At 72.8% G+C, this 16988-nt stretch carries 16 protein-coding genes; 14 read left to right on the top strand and 2 right to left on the bottom strand.

Features of this window, described 5'->3' with window-relative positions; translation table 11 throughout:
- The first annotated feature begins 172 nt into the window (after nt 1-172).
- From ACU6P3_RS00450 to ACU6P3_RS00440, 3 genes are all read left to right on the top strand, one after another.
- Entirely contained in the window at nt 173-1420 is a 1248-nt protein-coding gene (locus ACU6P3_RS00450) for an amidohydrolase (RefSeq protein ID WP_447198161.1), read from the top strand.
- A 349-nt stretch (nt 1421-1769) separates the two neighbouring features.
- A complete protein-coding gene (locus tag ACU6P3_RS00445; RefSeq protein WP_447198160.1) occupies nt 1770-3518 on the top strand; it encodes a DUF885 domain-containing protein in 1749 nt (582 codons plus the stop codon).
- Between the two features lie 157 nt (nt 3519-3675).
- Nucleotides 3676-4569: an MHYT domain-containing protein gene (locus tag ACU6P3_RS00440; protein WP_447195377.1), complete on the top strand. Its 894-nt coding sequence runs from the start codon at nt 3676-3678 to the stop codon at nt 4567-4569.
- Nucleotides 4570-4667: 98 nt separating this feature from the next.
- On the opposite strand, the gene ACU6P3_RS00435 is transcribed toward ACU6P3_RS00440, so the two are convergent.
- The gene (locus tag ACU6P3_RS00435) at nt 4668-5438 is read right to left on the bottom strand and encodes a FadR/GntR family transcriptional regulator (protein WP_447195376.1); all 771 of its coding nucleotides are present in this window, start codon (nt 5436-5438) and stop codon (nt 4668-4670) included.
- A 269-nt stretch (nt 5439-5707) separates the two neighbouring features.
- Here ACU6P3_RS00435 and ACU6P3_RS00430 point away from each other — a divergent pair, with 269 nt between their 5' ends.
- From ACU6P3_RS00430 to ACU6P3_RS00390, 9 genes are all read left to right on the top strand, one after another.
- A complete protein-coding gene (locus tag ACU6P3_RS00430) occupies nt 5708-7081 on the top strand; it encodes an MFS transporter (RefSeq protein WP_447195375.1) in 1374 nt (457 codons plus the stop codon).
- Nucleotide 7082: 1 nt separating this feature from the next.
- On the top strand, nt 7083-8825 hold the full coding sequence (locus tag ACU6P3_RS00425) for a dihydroxyacetone kinase family protein (protein ID WP_447195374.1): 1743 nt from the start codon (nt 7083-7085) through the stop codon (nt 8823-8825).
- Nucleotides 8826-8839: 14 nt separating this feature from the next.
- Nucleotides 8840-9319 (top strand): ribose-5-phosphate isomerase, encoded by a 480-nt coding sequence (locus ACU6P3_RS00420; protein WP_030742877.1) that lies wholly within the window; start codon nt 8840-8842, stop codon nt 9317-9319.
- Nucleotides 9319-10107, top strand: a complete 789-nt coding sequence (locus ACU6P3_RS00415) for a triose-phosphate isomerase family protein (RefSeq protein ID WP_447195373.1) — start codon at nt 9319-9321, stop codon at nt 10105-10107. Before ACU6P3_RS00420 ends, ACU6P3_RS00415 begins: the two co-directional genes overlap by 1 nt.
- Nucleotides 10107-10907 (top strand): sugar phosphate isomerase/epimerase family protein, encoded by an 801-nt coding sequence (locus tag ACU6P3_RS00410; protein WP_447195372.1) that lies wholly within the window; start codon nt 10107-10109, stop codon nt 10905-10907. Before ACU6P3_RS00415 ends, ACU6P3_RS00410 begins: the two co-directional genes overlap by 1 nt.
- Entirely contained in the window at nt 10907-11764 is an 858-nt protein-coding gene (locus tag ACU6P3_RS00405; RefSeq protein ID WP_344284642.1) for a phosphogluconate dehydrogenase C-terminal domain-containing protein, read from the top strand. The genes ACU6P3_RS00410 and ACU6P3_RS00405 overlap by 1 nt, the downstream gene beginning before the upstream one ends.
- A gap of 295 nt (nt 11765-12059) precedes the next feature.
- Nucleotides 12060-13580, top strand: coding sequence for an arabinosylfuranosidase ArfA (gene arfA / locus ACU6P3_RS00400; RefSeq protein WP_447195371.1), 1521 nt, complete (start codon nt 12060-12062; stop codon nt 13578-13580).
- Between the two features lie 130 nt (nt 13581-13710).
- On the top strand, nt 13711-13950 hold the full coding sequence (locus ACU6P3_RS00395) for a type II TA system antitoxin, ParD family (RefSeq protein WP_030742891.1): 240 nt from the start codon (nt 13711-13713) through the stop codon (nt 13948-13950).
- A complete protein-coding gene (locus ACU6P3_RS00390) occupies nt 13950-14327 on the top strand; it encodes a hypothetical protein (RefSeq protein ID WP_030742893.1) in 378 nt (125 codons plus the stop codon). The genes ACU6P3_RS00395 and ACU6P3_RS00390 overlap by 1 nt, the downstream gene beginning before the upstream one ends.
- Nucleotides 14328-14560: 233 nt before the next feature.
- Here the strand turns inward: ACU6P3_RS00390 and ACU6P3_RS00385 are convergent, their stop codons facing one another.
- A complete protein-coding gene (locus ACU6P3_RS00385; RefSeq protein ID WP_447195370.1) occupies nt 14561-15226 on the bottom strand; it encodes a TetR/AcrR family transcriptional regulator in 666 nt (221 codons plus the stop codon).
- Nucleotides 15227-15493: 267 nt separating this feature from the next.
- Between ACU6P3_RS00385 and ACU6P3_RS00380 the strand changes: the two genes are divergently transcribed.
- Entirely contained in the window at nt 15494-16696 is a 1203-nt protein-coding gene (locus ACU6P3_RS00380; protein ID WP_344284632.1) for a cytochrome P450, read from the top strand.
- 4 nt (nt 16697-16700) lie between these two features.
- Nucleotides 16701-16916 (top strand): ferredoxin, encoded by a 216-nt coding sequence (locus tag ACU6P3_RS00375; protein ID WP_447195369.1) that lies wholly within the window; start codon nt 16701-16703, stop codon nt 16914-16916.
- Nucleotides 16917-16988: the final 72 nt, after the last annotated feature.

The raw sequence follows: 16988 nt of genomic DNA, 5'->3' as shown, positions 1-16988 counted from the left end.
TCCGGTCCCCGACCCGAGCACGCCCCCCGGCTTGGGCACGTCCCCATGCCCGAGCACGCCCTCCGACCCGGGCACGCCCTCCGACCCGGCCACGTCCCCGGACGCGAACACGCCGGACCCGGGCACGGCCCCGGCGTCGGACGCGGATCCGCCGTCGCGCGCCGAAGGGGACATGCCCGTGCTGGACGGCCTGCGCGACGTCCTCCGCCCGGCGGTCACCCTCTGCCTCGAACTGCACCGGCACCCCGAACTGTCCGGCGCGGAACGGCGTACCGCCGCCCGGCTGGGCGCCTGGCTGCGGGACGCCGGGTACGAGGTCACCGGCGGGATCGGCGGCCACGGCGTCGTCGGGGTCCTGCGCAACGGCGACGGGCCGCGGGTCATGATCCGCGCCGAACTGGACGCCCTGCCCATACGCGAGCGCACCGGACTGCCCTACGCGAGCCGGGGCCCGGCCGCGCACGCCTGCGGACACGACCTGCACCTGGCCGCGGCGGCGGGCGCCGCGACCCTGCTCTCCCGCGGCCGGGACCACTGGCGCGGGACAGCGGTGATCGTGGGCCAGCCGGCGGAGGAGACCCTCACGGGCGCGCGGGCCATGCTGGCGGACGGGCTGTACGAGCGCTTCGGGCGCCCCGACGTCGTACTCGCGCAGCACACCGTCCCCCTGCCGGCCGGCATGGTCGCCCACGGCTACGGGCCGATGCTGGCCGGGAGCGTCGGCCTGGAGGCCGTGATCCACGGCAGGGGCGGACACGCGGGGACCCCGCACCTCGCCGTGGACCCCGTCGTCACCGGGGCCGCGGCGGTGATCAGGCTTCAGAGCACGGTGTCGCGCGAGGCCGCGCCCACCGAGTCCGTTGTCGTCCACGTCGGCTCCTTCCACGCCGGGACGAGCGGCAACGTCATCTCCGACCGTGCCGAACTCGCCGTCACGGTAAGGGCGTTGTCGCAGCGTTCGCTGGACCGCACGGCCCTGGCGGTGGAGCGGGTCATCCGGGCCGAATGCGCGGCCTCCGGCTGCCCGCGGGACCCGGACATCGCGGTCGTCTCCCGCTCCCCGGCCACCCACCCCGATCCGGCGGCCACCGCGCGGGTGCGCGAGGCGCACGTGCGGCTGCTGGGCGCCGAACGCGTGATCGCCTGGCACCCGTCCATGGCGACCGAGGACTTCCCGTTCTACGGCGACGCGGGAACGGCCACCCACGGGATGCCGGGCATCGCGCTGTCCTACTGGATGCTCGGCGCCGTGGGCCCCGCCGCGTGGGCGCGGCTGCCCGGTACGGCGGAGGAGAAGCTCGCCGCGCTCCCGCCCAATCACTCGCCCGAGTTCGCCCCGGACGTCCGTACCGCGCTGCCCACCGGGATATCGGCGATGACGGCGGCGGCCCTGTCCTGGCTGGCGTCCGCCGCGCCGTGAGCCGGCCGTGTCCGGCCCCGTCCCCCGTCTCCGGCCGACGACTCGGGAACGCGAGGCGGCTGACCTCCGGTTGAGCCCCCGGGTGCCGGGTGCCGGGTGCCGGGTGCCGGGTGCCGGGTGCCGGGTGCCGGGTGCCGGCGGCTCGCCGGCCCTCGAGGAGATCTCGCTCGGCGTACGCGACGGCGAGATCCTCGCCGTCGACGGCCCGCGCGGCAGCGGCAAGGGTGCCGGGTGCCGGGGCCGCGCCGTCCACCCCGCACCGCGCGGCATCGCCGCCCTGCCCGCGCGTTCCCCTCGCGTGTCCCGTTTTCCGGGCGGCCGGTCGCCCTGCGGCGCGAGGATGGACGGCATGACGGACGGAGCCAACACCCCGGCGCGACGACCGACGGCGCCCCGCCGGATCGCGGACGACCACACCGACGCCCTGATCGCCCTGGACCCCGTACTCGGCACGATGCTCGGCCACCGGGAGAGCCACAGCGGGTTGCCCGACTTCTCCCCCGACGGACTCGACGCCGTCGCGGACCTCGCGAGGCACACACTGCGCCGGCTGGACGGCGCGCACCGCGTACACGGCGCGCACGGCGGCGGCCCGGTCCCGCCAGGCGAGGCAGACCTGGCCGACGCGGCCGAGCGGAGCTGCGCCCGGTTGCTCCGCGAGCGGCTGACCGCCGAACTGGCGATGCACGAAACGGGCGAGACACTGAGGTCGATGTCCCCGATCTACTCGCCCGTGCACCGCGTCCGCACCGCCCTGACCCTGACTCCGACCGGGAACGAGGAGGAGTGGCGCGTGGCCGCGCGCCGGCTGCGCTCCGTCCCGGCCTCGCTGGCCTCCTATCGCGCCTCCCTCGCCGAGGGCCTGCGGCGGAACCTGCCGGGCGGGCCCGCGCATGTGGCCCCGATGATCGTCCAGTTGGGCGAGTGGGCGGGGGAACGGGGCGGGCACGGCGGCTGGTTCGGCCGTTTCGCCGCGGGCGCGCCCGAGCCACTGCGCGGCGAGGTGGAGGGCGCGGCCCGGGCGGCGGCCGACGGCGTCCTCCACCTGCGGGACTGGCTGCGGGAGGTGTACGCCCCGGCGGTCGACGGCGCCCCGGACGTGGCGGGCCCCGACCGCTACGCCGTCACCGCGCGCTACTACACCGGGATCGACCTCGACCCGCCCGAGGCGTACGCGTACGGCTGGTCCGAGTTCCACCGCCTGCGCGAGGAGATGCGCGTCGAGGCCGCGAAGATCCTGCCCGACGCGGCCTCTCCCTGGGACGTGCTCACCCACCTCGACACGTACGGGCACGCCGTCGAGGGCGAGGAGCGGGTGCGCGCCTGGCTCCAGGACCTGATGGACCGGGCGATCGACCGCCTGGACGGCACACACTTCGAGATCGCCGACCGGATCAGGCGTGTCGAGTCCCGGATCGCCCCGCCTGGCGGCGCCGCCGCGCCCTACTACACCGCCCCTTCCCTGGACTTCACGCGCCCGGGCCGCACCTGGCTGCCGACGCTGGGCCGCAGGCGTTTCCCGACGTACGAACTGGTCTCCACCTGGTACCACGAGGGGGTGCCCGGTCATCATCTGCAACTGGCGCAGTGGGCCCACCGGGCGGACCGGCTCACGCGCTACCAGACGGCCGTGGGGACCGTGAGCGCCGGCTCGGAGGGCTGGGCCCTGTACGCGGAACGGCTGATGGACGAACTCGGCTTCCTCGCCGATCCCGAACACCGGCTCGGCCACCTCGACCTCCAACTGACCCGTGCCGTACGGGTCGTGATCGACCTGGGCACGCACCTGTCCCTGACCGCCCCCGCCCACTCACCGCACCATCCCGGCGAGCGCTGGACCCCCGCGTCCGCGACCGCTTTCCTGCGTGCCCACTGCGCTCGCCCGGACGCCTTCGTCCGCAGCGAGATGACCCGCTATCTGAGCACCCCCGGCCAGGCCATCGGCTACAAACTGGGTGAACGCGCCTGGCTGCGCGGCCGGGAAGCGGCCCGCCGGCGGCGGGGCTCCGCCTTCGACCTGAAGCGGTGGCACATGGCCGCGCTGTCCCAGGGCTCCCTGGGGCTGGCCGACCTGGAGGCCGAACTCGCGGTGCTCTGAGGGGATTTCGGGCTGCTTGGCCCCTCTCGCGTGACACGAGCCAACACCTTTACCAATTAGTGATACGAAGAGCGCGCGCTGTGAGATCGGGGCCCCTATCGTCGCACCGTGCGAACACTCGTGCACACCACGTTCCCGGGGGAAGGGCATACCGTACATGTACGGCACGATCGACGGGTTCTCCTACGGCCTCGTCACTCCGGTGGCGGCCTTCTTGATGGCGTGCCTGGGCAGCGTCCTGGGGCTTCGCTGTGTGACCAGGTCGCTGTTCACCGAGCGCACTTTCAAACCCGGCTGGCTCGGGCTCGGGGCCGCCTGCATCGGCTCCGGCATCTGGACGATGCACTTCATCGCCATGGTCGGATTCCGGGTGATGGAGGCGCCCATCAGCTATGACGTCCCGACGACGGTCCTCAGCCTCGTCGTGGCGGTGACCGTGGTGGGCGTGGGTGTCTTCATCGCCGGGTACGGGGGTGGCCGGCGAGCGGTGCTGATCTGCGCCGGTGTGTTCATGGGGGCCGGGATCGCCGCCATGCACTACATCGGGATGTCCGGGATGCGCATGCACGGGCAAGTGGAGTACGCACTGCCGGGAGTTGTCGCGTCCGTCGTGATCGCGGTCGCCGCCGCCACCGCCGCCCTGTGGGCCGCCGTGTCCATCCAGGGGTTCCTGCCCAGTCTGGGCGCCAGCGGGGTGATGGGCCTGGCGGTGTCCGGCATGCACTACACGGCCATGGCCTCGGTCAGTGTGCGGCTGGAGGGGATCGCGGGGGTGGCCCCGGAGGGCGGCTCGCCCACCTCGTTGCTGTTCCCGATGCTGATCGGCCCGGTGGTCTTCATGGTGGTCGCGGGCGTCGTGGTGATGTTCGATCCGCTGCTCGTGCTGGGTGAGGGGGAGTGGAACCGGCCGGAGGAGGCGAAGAGCCCGCGCGAGGAGCCGCCGCGGCGGCCCGTCTGGCCGAGCCTGCCGGAGGAGGAGTCCACCGTGCTCCGGGCGGGCCGGCACCGGGCCGGACCGCGGCCCGGCGGCCGGGAGCTCGGCGGCCGCTGACCGGACCTGTCCGGCCGGCCGCGGTCCCGCGACGGGGCGACCGGAGGACGTGTTGCGCCCGGGCCCGGCCGGCTCCGCCGAGCCTCCGTCGCCGCGGATCAGTCCGCCGCTCCCTCCGTCGCGTCGATGGTCGACCGCAGCCGCGCGTTCGCCATCCGCATGTGCTCCGCCATCGCCTCGCTCGCCGCGTCCGCGTCATGGGCGCGGATCGCCGCCAGCACCGCGTCGTGCTCGCACAGCGTGCCGCTGACCGTGCCCTCCAGGTCGCTGACCCGTTCCATCCACACCTGCAACAGTGCGCGGATGCTGTGCAGGATGTCGCTGAGCACCGAGTTCCGCGCGATGTTCGCCGTCTCCAGATGGAACGCGATGTCCGCGTCGATGAACGCCGCCGCGTCCGTCCCCGCCTCCCGCATCCGCGTCAGGTGCTCCTCCAGTCGCGCCACGTCCCCCGCCGTCGCGCGTTCCGCCGCCAGCCGCGCCGAGACACCCTCCAGGTGCGTCCGCACCTCGACCAGGTCCTGCGTGCGCCGCTGACCGAGCATCAGGCCCCAGTTGATGGCGCGCGGCAGGAACTCCGAGGTGCCCGCCCGCACGTACGATCCGGAGCCGGGGCGGATCTCGATGATGCCCAGCACGTCGAGGGCCGACAGGGCGCCCCGCACGCTGGAGCGCGCCACGCCGAGCGCCTCGGCGAGCTGGCGTTCCGCGGGCAGCCGGGTGCCCGGCCTGATGTCACCCGCGGAGAGGTGGTCGAGGAGCCGCTTGGCCACCTCGCTGACCGAGGACTCGCGCACCACCGGGCGCAGGAGCTGGGCGAGGTCCGGCGGGGCGGACGACGGCTGAACGGGCTGACTGGTCACGGTCACCAGTACACCAGACGTTCGTTTGCGCTGTTCACGGGTCCTCCGGGCAGAGATCGCGATGCATGCGAGCCGCTCCTTGTCAAGAGAAGGTCGAGCCATTTCAAGAGTGACCCTGGCCACATTGGTTAATTGGTGACCAATTTTCTTCCGGGGGTTACGTTGAGGACACATCAGCCGGTCGAGCGGGTGCTGCGCTCCGTCTCAGCCACGATCGCTGCCGACTATGACCCGAGTCCGGACAGAGTTGTCCGGCGCAGCAAAGGGAGTCACCAATGGGTGCCACCGCGTTGTCGTCCGCGCCGTCCGGCGTGGAGAGATCAGCGATCAGAAAGGTCTCGCTGCGGCTCGTCCCGTTCGTGGCCCTGATGTTCTTCGTGAACTACCTGGATCGCACGGCCGTGTCCTTCGCCGAGCCGAACGGGATGGGGGAGGACCTCGCGCTCACCGCGGCGCAGTTCGGCTTCGCCTCCGGCGTCTTCTTCATCGGCTACATCGTGCTCGAAGTGCCGAGCAACATGGCGCTCCACCGGTTCGGGGCCCGCCGCTGGCTGGCCAGGATCATGGTGACCTGGGGCATCGTGTCCCTGCTGTTCACCTGGGTGCAGAACAGCGAGCAGCTGTACGTCCTGCGGTTCCTGCTGGGCGTCGCCGAGGCCGGATTCTTCCCCGGCGCGATCCTCTTCCTCAGCCAGTGGGTGCCCACCCGGCACCGCACGAAGGTGCTCGCCCTGTTCTACCTCGCGCAGCCGCTGACCACGGTGCTCGGCGCCCCGCTCGCGGGCTGGCTGATCGGTCACCACGGCCTGTTCGGGCTCGAGGGCTGGCGCGTGATGTTCCTGTTCGTCTCGCTCCCCGCGATCCTGCTCGGCGTCGTCGCCTGGTTCTACCTGATCGACCGGCCCGCCGACGCGAAGTGGCTGTCGCCGGCGGAGAAGGACTGGCTGACCGGGGAGCTGGCCGCCGAGAACGCCACCAAGACGGGCCACTCGGAGAACAGCCACGGCCGCGAGGCCCTCAAGGATGCCTTCCGCAGCGGCCGGGTCTGGGTCCTCTCGATGGTCTACTTCGGCTTCATCTACGGCCTGTACGCGCTCGCCTTCTTCCTGCCGACCATCATCGAGGGCTTCCAGGAGAGCTTCGGGACGTCGTTCAGCGTCATGGAGAAGGCGCTGATCACCGCCATCCCGTACCTGCCCGCCGCCATCGTGCTGTTCTTCTGGTCCCGGCACGCCACCCGGCACGGCGCGAAGGCCTGGCACGTGGCGGGACCGGCCGTCGTCGGCGGTGTCTCCATCCCCGTCGCGCTGTACATGAGTTCCCCCTCCGCGACCATCGCCGTGATCACCGTGACGGCCTGCGCGATCTTCGCGGCGCTGCCGGTGTTCTGGTCGCTGCCCTCCCGGTTCCTCACCGGCGCCGCCGCCGCGGCGGGCATCGCCCTGATCAACACGGCCGGCAACATCGCGGGATTCGCCGCGGGCTACGTCACGGGCTGGCTCAAGGACTTCAGCGGCGGTTACACCCTCCCCATGTTCGTCGTGGGCGGATTCATGCTGCTCTCCGCGGCCCTGATGACCGTCCTCGCCACCCGCGGACACACCGGCCCCAACGACTCGGCGGACAAGCCGCTCCTCGAGGTGCACTGACATGACCCGTCTGTTCAACGACCCCGCCGCCTTCGCCGACGAGGCACTGGAGGGCTTCGTTGCGGCCCACCGGCGCTGGGTGCGGCCCGTGGCCGGCGGTGTCGTACGCGCCGCGCCGACGCCCCCCGGCCAGGTCGCCGTCGTGATCGGCGGCGGCTCCGGCCACTACCCGGCCTTCTCCGGGCTGGTGGGCCCCGGGCTCGCGCACGGCGCTGCGGTCGGAAACGTGTTCGCCTCCCCGTCGGCGCGGCAGATCCGTACCGTCGCGCAGAACGCGCAGGCCGGCGGCGGTGTCGTCCTGATGTACGGCAACTACGCGGGCGACGTCCTGCACTTCGGGCAGGCCGCCGAGCAGCTGACCGCCGAGGGCGTCGAGACGGTGTGCGTGGCCGTCACCGACGACGTCTCCAGCGCGGACGCCGCCGAGGCGGACAAGCGCCGCGGCATCGCCGGTGACCTGCCGGTGTTCAAGGCGGCCGCCGCGGCGGCCGAGGCGGGCCGGCCGCTGGCCGAGGTCGTCGCCACCGCCCGGCGCGCCAACGCCCGTACCCGTTCCTTCGGCATCGCGTTCAGCGGCTGCACGCTGCCCGGCGCCGACCACCCGCTGTTCACCGTGGACGAGGGGCGGATGGCGGTCGGCCTCGGCATCCACGGCGAGCCGGGCATCGGCGAGCGGGACGTGCCGAGCGCCGACGAGGCGGCCGGACTCCTGGTCGCCACACTGCTGGCGGAACTCCCCGAGGACGTCGAGCGGGCGCGCGGCAGCCGCGCCGCGGTCATTCTCAACGGGCTCGGATCCGTCAAGTACGAGGAACTCTTCGTCGTCTACCGACGGGTGGCCCAGCTGCTGGCCGAGGCCGGTGTCGAGGTCGTCGAGCCGGACGTCGGCGAGCTGGTGACCAGCTTCGACATGGCCGGCGTCTCGCTCACCCTGTGCTGGCTGGACGAGGACCTCGAAGCCCTGTGGACCGCCGGGGCCGACACCCCCGCCTACCGCAAGGGCCGGCTGGACACCGCCCCGGACGCGCCGGCGCACACGGACGCGTCCGGGCCCGCCGCCGGGACGGCCCGCACCGCCGGGCCCGCGGCGGCCACCGACGCCTCACGGGCCGTCGCCGCGACCGCCGTCGCCGCGCTGAAGGCCGTCCGCGACACCGTCGACGAGCACGCCGAGGAACTCGGCCGCATCGACGCCGTCGCCGGTGACGGCGACCACGGCATCGGCATGCGACGGGGCTCCGAGGCCGCGCACCGCGCCGCGGCCGAGGCCGCCGGGGCGGACGCCGGCGCGGGCACGACCGTCGCCGCCGCCGCCGATGCCTGGGCGGACCGGGCCGGCGGCACCTCCGGCGCCCTGTGGGGCGTCCTGCTGCACGCGGTCGGCACCGCGCTCGGCGACACCGAACGGCCCACCGCCCGCGCCGTGGCCGACGGTGTCACCGAGGCGTCCGCCGCCGTCCGCAGGCTCGGCAAGGCCGAGGTCGGCGACAAGACGATGGTCGACGTCCTCGTCCCCTTCGCCGAGACCCTGGCCGGGGCCACCGCCGCCGGTGAGGACCTGGCCACCGCCTGGGACCGCGCGGCCACCGCCGCCGAACAGGCCGCCAAGGCCACCGCCGACCTCGTGCCGCGGATGGGACGCGCCCGCCCGCACGCCGAACGGTCCCTCGGCACCCCGGACGCCGGCGCCCACTCGCTCGCCCTGATCGTCCGCGCCGTCCACGGCGTACTCACCACCCATTGAGGAGCACCACCCCCATGAGCGACAACAAGCTGCGCATCGTCGTCGGCTCGGACGACGCCGGTTACGACTACAAGGAAGTACTGAAGCGGGACCTCGAGAACAGCGACCTGGTCGCGGCCGTCACCGACGTCGGGGTGGACGCCGACGGTCACACGGCCTACCCGACCATCGCCATCGCGGCGGCCGAGATGGTCGCGCGCGGCGAGGCCGACCGGGCGCTCCTGGTGTGCGGCACCGGCCTCGGCGTGGCCATCGCCGCCAACAAGGTCAGGGGCATCCGGGCCGTCACCGCCCACGACTCCTTCTCCGTCGAGCGCGCGATCCTCTCCAACAACGCCCAGGTGCTCACCTTCGGCCAGCGCGTCGTCGGCCTGGAGCTGGCCCGCCGGCTCGCCGCCGAATGGCTCTCCTACCGTTTCGACGAGACCTCCGCCTCCGCGGCCAAGGTCCAGCTGATGAACGACTACGAGACCGAGCAGGAAGACGCCGCCTGATGTCCGCACCCACCCTGCTCGGGGTGAGTCTCAAGATGTACTTCGGACATCACGAGACCCTCAACTGGGCCCGTCGCGTCGGCGACCTCGCCGCCCGGCACCCCGCCGTCACGGGCGGCCTGACCGAGGTGTTCGTCCTGCCGGCCTTCCCCGGCATCGTCCCCGTGCACAGCGTCCTCGCCGGCACCGGTGTGACCGTCGGCGCGCAGGACCTGGCCGCCGAGGACCGGGGCCCCTACACCGGCGAGGTCTCGGGGCCGTATCTGAAGGAGATCGGCTGCTCCTACGCCGAGGTCGGCCACGCCGAGCGGCGCCGCCTCTTCGGCGAGGGGGACACCGTGGTCGCGGCCAAGACGGCCGCGGCGCTGCGCAGTGGACTGACCCCCGTGCTCTGCGTCGGTGAACTCGACCGGGCCGAGCCCGCCGAGGCCGCCGAGCGCACCGCCGCCGAACTGGCCCGGATCCTCGACACCGCCGCGGGGCACGGCGCGGACGCCGGGCGCGTGGTCGTCGCCTACGAACCGCAGTGGGCCATCGGCGCCCCCGAACCCGCCTCCGCCGAACACATCACCACCGTGTGCGCCGCGCTCACCGACTGGCTGGGCGCGCGCCCCCGGTACGCGGAGAGCCGCGTCATCTACGGCGGCAGCGCGGGCCCCGGTCTGCTCGGTACGCTCGGCGACGGTGTGGACGGTCTCTTCCTGGGCCGCTTCGCCCATGACCCGGCCGCCGTGGGGCTGATCCTGGACGAGATCAGCGCCCGGGGCGCCGTGAAGGCGGGCGCGTGATGGCGTACGGACTGAGCACCTACTGCTACTTCTGGCGGATCTCCGCGCGGGCCCCGCGGCCGCTGACCGTCGAGGAGATGCTCCTCGACGCCCGGGAACTGGGGGCGGAGGTCTTCCAGATCTGCGACTACGCGCCGATCGAGACCTACGACGACACCCGGCTCGCGGCCGTCCGGGCCACCGCCGAGGACCTGGGTATCGCGCTGGAACTGGGCACCCGGGGCATTCGCCCCGGCCATCTCGCCACGTACCTCGGACTGGCGGAGAAGCTGGGCGCCCGCTTCGTCCGCTCGATGCTGAACACCGCCGAGCACCGGCCGGGCACCGCCGAGGCGACCGGCCTCCTGCGCGAGAGCGTCCCCCGGTACGCGGAGCGCGGGGTCACCCTCGGCCTGGAGACCTACGAACAGGTCTCCACCGACGACCTCCTGGCGGTCGTCCGGGCCGTCGACGACCCGCACCTGGGCGTCGTCCTGGACCCGGGCAACTGCGTCGCCCGCCTGGAGCACCCGAGGGCCGTCGTCGAGGCCACGGCACCGTACGTGGTGAACATCCACGTCAAGGACTTCGCCTTCAGCCGGCGGGACGGCTGGGTCGGTTTCACCTATGCCGGCTGCCCGCTCGGCGAAGGACTGCTCGACTACGCCCACATGGTGCGCACCGTGCGGCCCGAGCAGCGCGGGATCAACCAGATCGCCGAGCACTGGCTTCCCTGGCAGGACGAGGGTTTCGAGACGACCGCCCGGATCGAGGACCAGTGGACCCGGCACAGCATCAACACACTTCTGAGGAGCAAGTAATGGCCACCGAGAACAAGACCGTCGCCGTCATCGGCGCCGCAGGCAAGATGGGCCAGCGCGTCTCCAACAATCTCGTCAAGAGCGACTTCACGGTCCTGTTCGCCGAGAACTCGGCCAAGGGCCAGGAGCTCATCACCGGTCTCGGCAGGCAGCTGACGGACTCCGCCGAGGCCGCGGCCCGCGCCGACGTGGTGATCCTGGCCGTGCCGGACGTCGTCCTCGGCACGGTCTCCGAGCAGCTCGTTCCGCTGATGAAGCCGGGCGCGGTGCTGCTCACCCTCGACCCGGCCGCCGCCTACGCGGGTCTGCTCGCCCGCCGTGACGACGTGCACAACGCCTGCGCCCACCCCTGCCACCCCTCCGTCTTCCTGGAGCGCACCACCAAGGAGGAGTACGCGGACACCTTCGGCGGGATCGCCGCGCCCCAGGAGGTCGTCGCGGCCTTCGAAGGGGCGGACCCGGCGGCCCAGGAGCTGACCGAGGCCGTGGTCCGCACGATGTACGCGCCGGTCGTGGACGTGCACTGGGTGACGGTCAAGCAGCTCGCCGTCCTGGAGCCGACGCTGGTGGAGACCATCGCCTGCATGGTGGGCGCGCTGCTCACCGAGGCGCTGCACGAGACGGTCCACACGGTGGGCGTGCCGGAGGCGGCGGCCCGCGCCATGCTCCTCGGCCACACCCAGGTCGCCCTCGCCAACACGCTCAAGGGTGACAACCCCTTCTCGGACGCGTGCCTGATCGCCATGGACTACGGCCGCGAGTCGATCGTCAAGGACGACTGGAAGAAGGTCTTCGACGACGAGGAGCTCGACAAGGTCATCACGCGCATGCTGCGGATCAAGGAGATCAAGCGCTGACCGCATCGCGCCGCATCGCGCCGCATCGCGCCGCATCGCGCCGCATCGCGCGACACCGCGCCGGGGCCGCGCCCCGCGCCCGCCGGCCTTCGGCGAGCGGCGCCACGACCACCGCCGGGGCGGTGAGGGGACGAGCCCCTCACCGCCCCGGCGGTTTCCTCCCGGCCGTGGCGGGCGCGATGCCGCGCGGGCGGGCTTGACCGTGGACGACGCCCGGGATGAAATGCGGTGGGCCGGCGGAGAAAACGCTTTCTCCCTGCCGTGGCGCCGATGAACCGACCCCGAGAAGGGCCTCATGAACCAGTCCGCGAAGCTCGTCCTCGACCCCGCCTTCACCGTGGGCACCGTCGATCCCCGCCTCTTCGGCTCCTTCGTCGAACACCTGGGCCGCTGCGTCTACACCGGCATCTTCGAACCGGACCACCCCCGCGCGGACGAGTCGGGCCTGCGGACGGACGTCCTGGACCTGGTCCGGGAACTCGGCGTCACCACGATCCGCTACCCCGGCGGCAACTTCGTCTCCGGCTACCGGTGGGAGGACGGGACCGGCCCGGTCGAGGAGCGCCCCCGTCGGCTGGACCTCGCCTGGCGGTCCACCGAGACCAACCGGTTCGGGCTCGGGGAGTACATCGCGTTCCTGCGCGAGGTGGGCCCGTGGGCCGAGCCCATGATGGCGGTGAACCTCGGCACCCGCGGCGTCGCCGAGGCCCTCGAACTCCAGGAGTACGCCAACCACCCGGGGGGCACCGCCCTGTCCGACCGGCGGATCGCCCACGGCGACAAGGACCCGTACGGCATCAGGCTGTGGTGCCTGGGCAACGAGATGGACGGACCCTGGCAGACCGGCCACAAGACCGCGGAGGAGTACGGCCGGCTCGCCGCCGAGACCGCGCGCGCCATGCGGCAGTTCGACTCGGGCGTCGAACTCGTCGCCTGCGGCAGTTCCAACCAGGGCATGCCCACATTCGCGGCGTGGGAGGCCAAGGTCCTGGAGGAGACCTACGACCTCGTCGACTACATCTCCCTGCACTCGTACTACGAGGAGCGCGACGGCGACCGTGACTCCTTCCTGGCCTCCGCCGTCGACATGGAGTCCTTCATCGAGAACGTCGTGGCCACCTGCGACCACATCGGCGCGCGGCTGAAGTCCAAGAAGAAGATCAACCTGTCGTTCGACGAGTGGAACGTCTGGTACATGAACCGGCCCAACCCGCATCCGGTCACGGACTGGCAGGAGGCCCCGCGGCTGCTGGAGGACGTCTACTCCGTCACCGACGCGGTCGTCTTCGGCTCGCTGCTCATCGCCCTCCTGCGCCACGCCGACCGGGTCACCGTCGCCTGCCTCGCGCAGTTGGTCAATGTGATCGCCCCCATCATGACCGAGCCGGGCGGCCCCGCCTGGCGGCAGACGACGTTCTACCCGTTCGCCCAGGCCTCCGCGTACGGCCGGGGCCGGGTGCTGCGGACCGCGGTCGAGTCCCCGGTGCACGAGACGGCGGCGTACGGCGAGGTACCGCTCCTGCACACCACCGCCGTTCAGGACGAGACCACGGGCGCGGTCACGGTCTTCGCCGTCAACCGCCACCAGCGCGAGGGGCTGCCCCTGGAGATCGACCTGCGCGCGGCCGGCGTCACCACCCTCGTGGAGCACTCCGTGCTGGCCGACGCCGACCCCGAGGCCCGCAACACCCTGGCCGAACCGGAGCGGGTCGTCCCGCACCCGGCCCGGGGCACGGCCCTGGAAGGCGGTGTCCTGCGCGCCACGCTGGAGCCGCTGTCCTGGAACGTGATCCGGCTGGGAACGTCGTCCGGCTGAGAGCGCGGGGACCGGGCACGCGCCCCGGCCACCGCGATCCAGGTGTCCGGGGGCGAAACCGGACACCTGGCACCGAACGGTCCCCAAGGCCCGCTTTTCCTTTCCGGTACCTGTTAGGTACCGTGGATGCATGCCATCACTCAACATCAGCTTCACCGAGGACGAGCTGGACGCGGTCCGCGCGGCGGCGGCCGCCGAGGGCAAGTCGCTCAAGCAGTACGTCCACGACCTGCCGCTGCGGGAGCAGCAGCGGCTGCAGTTCGTCCGCTACGCCGTGGGCTGGGGCGAGCGGCACAGGGGCGAGTTCGACGAGGCGTTCGCCAACGAAGTGCCACCCGCCCGGGCGGACGGGCGGGTGGAAGCCGCCTGATGGCAGACCTGTTCATCGACGTGGCCTGGCTCCTGGACGTCCAGGAGCAGGCCGTGCCGGAAGACGTCTCGGTGGCCGACTACTCGGCACTGGTCGCTGCCGTCGCCCGGCACAGGACCCGGATCCCGCGCCCGGCCACCAGCGACCCGGACGTGGCCTGGCGGGCGGCGGCCCTCCTGCACACCCTCGTACGGCTGGAACCCCTGCCGTACCGCAACAGCCTGTACGCCTGCCAGGTGGCCGCCGCGTACATGCACGCCTCGGGGGAGGGCATCGACCCGCCCTACGGCGCGCTGGTCGAACTCGTGCGGTCCGTCCAGGGCGGCAAGGTCTCCGTCTACCAGGTGGCCGAGCACCTGCGCGGCTGGCGCATCTGACCCGCTCAGGATTATGAGCGTCCGAGCAGGGCGCGTGGTCTGGTGCAGGGGGCACCTCCCCGGCCCTCTGGGCCGAGGGGGAGCATCGCAAGGCGCCGGAGAGTCCTGGGATGGGGTCTCCCCTGCTCGAACGGAGTTGAGAGCTCGGGGAAGGAGCTACCTGGGCTTTTCGGCAACGCGGCGAGGTGCGGTGCCAGGCCGGGTGACCCGGACGGGCATAGTGAAAGGACCCCTTAGCCGTCCTGCGGCTGGGGCACCGCCTCGGGACGTGCCCGCGGCGTCCGGGGAGCCCGCGTCGCGTCACCGTCCGCCTGGTGCACGCCGTGTGCCCTCCGGTCCACCCGTTCCAACAGCGTTCCCACGGCCTCCAGGACCAGGGAGCTCACCTCGGCCGGGTCCGCCGTGGACAGCGGCTCCTTGGGCGCCACCACCCGCAGCAGCCCGATGCCCACCACCCAGGCAAGCACCAGATCGGCGCGCAGCGCCGCGTTCGGCGCGTCGGTCAGTGTGATCAGAGCCCGCGCGTACTCCTCGCCGAGCTCGCGGCGCACGGACGACACCGCCCCGGTGTCCCCGCTCGACCGGAGGAACGCCTCCAGGGACGCGTCACGCTCGGCCGCGGGCGCGAGCAGGCCCTCCAGGACCGCCGCCAGGATCCCCCCGGCGGGCGTACCGGCCAGCAACTCCCGGCCCACCCCGGCCATCACCTGCTCGAACAGCCCCTCCTTGGAGCCGAAGTAGCGGAAGACCAGGGCCTGGTTCACCTCGGCGCGACGCGCGATGTCCCGGACCGTCGTGCCCTCGAAACCGCGCTCGGCGAACAGCGCCGCCGCGGCGTCGAGCAGTGCCTGCCTGGTCGCGGCGGCATCGCGCCGCGCTCCCGCCCCCCGCTGGGCCATGCCGTACCTCCCGTACACCGGACTGCGGACACCGTAGTACCGCACCGGGCCCAATGCGTCCGGGCGGTCGCTCCACCGGGGCGGCCGGTGACTCCGCCGAACGGCCCAGGAGCGGGCGGACGGGGCCCCGTTGACGCGGGAGTACGGCCCTCCTACGTTTGTAATCGTACGCTTACATGGTGGCTGCACGCGTTTGTGCGGCGGCCATGGCGCGCGCACGTACGTCCCTGTCCAGTGCCCGCCACGACTCGCGATCGGGGCCCATCGATGACCGAGGTACAGCACGCACCCGCCGAACCCGTCAGCTATCCGTTCAACACCTCCGAGGGGATCGGCCTGTCGGACGCGTACGAACGGGCCCGTGAGCAGCCCGGACTGCTCAGGGTCCAGCTCCCCTACGGCGAGCCGGCCTGGCTGGCCACCCGCTACGCCGACGCCCGGCTCGTGCTGGGCGACCGCCGCTTCAGCCGGGCCGCGGAGCGGGACCACGACGACCCGCCCCGGCCGATGCCCGCGAAGCGCACCGGCGGGATCCTCTCCATGGACCCGCCCGACCACACGCGGCTGCGCACGCTCGTGACCAAGGCGTTCACGGTGCACCGCATGGAGAAGATGCGGCCCGACATCGCCCGGCTCGCCGACGACCTCGTCGACGGACTGATCGAGACCGGCCCGCCCGCCGACCTGGTCGAGGACTACGCGCTGCCGATCCCGGTCGCCGTGATCTGTCAGATGCTCGGTGTCCCGGTGGCGGACCGGCCGCTGTTCCGGGAGTGGAGCGACGCCGCGCTGTCCACCAGTCGGCTGACCGCCGAGGAGTTCCTGGCCAAACGGCAGGAGCTGACCGACTACATGGCGGGACTGGTGGCCCAGCACCGCGCGAAGCCCGCCGACGACCTGATGTCCGCCCTCATCGAGGCGCGCGACGTCGAGGACCGGCTCTCCGAGACGGAGCTGATCGACATGTGCGTCGGCCTGCTGGTGGCCGGCCACGAGACCACGGCGAGCCAGATCCCCAACTTCGTCCACGTCCTGCTCGACCACCCGGACCAGATGCGGCTGCTCGCCGAACGGCCCGAGCTGATCGCGGGCGCGGTGGAGGAGCTGATGCGGTTCGTACCGCTCGGCGCCGGCGCCGCCTTCCCCCGGTACGCCACGGAGGACATCGAGGTCGGCGGCACGCTCGTCAAGGCGGGGGAGCCGGTGCTGGTCGCGACCGGCGCGGCCAACCGGGACGCGATCCGCTTCAGCGCGCCGGGCGTCCTGGACGTCGAGCGCCGGCAGGTCCAGCACCTCGGTTTCGGCCACGGTGTGCACCACTGTCTCGGCGCGCCCCTGGCCCGGGTCGAGCTCCAGGAGGCGCTGCGCGCGCTGCTCACCCGGCTGCCGGGGCTGCGTCTGGCCGGCGACGTCGTCTGGAAGGACCAGATGCTCGTCCGGGGCCCGCGCACCATGCCGGTGGGGTGGTGAGCCGATGAGTTGGCGGCTGGCCGTGGACGCGCGGCGCTGCATGGGGTCGGGGATCTGCGCGGGCGTGGCACCCGACCACTTCGTGCTCGACGGCGACACCTCCCGCCCGGTCGCCGGCAGCACCGCCCCCGACGAGCTGGTGCTCGACGCCGCCGACTCCTGCCCGGCGATGGCGATCGCGGTCTTCGACGGGGCCCGGGAGATCGGCCCGCGCCCCTGAAACGGGGGCCGACGGGGCCGTTGGCCCCGTGACGGTCAGGGGGCCAACGGCCCGGCCCCTTGACCGTCGCCT

Source organism: Streptomyces hebeiensis (assembly GCF_052983195.1).
The sequence above is the reverse complement of the archived record's forward strand: the minus strand, read 5'-3'. Positions and strand labels throughout refer to the sequence as shown.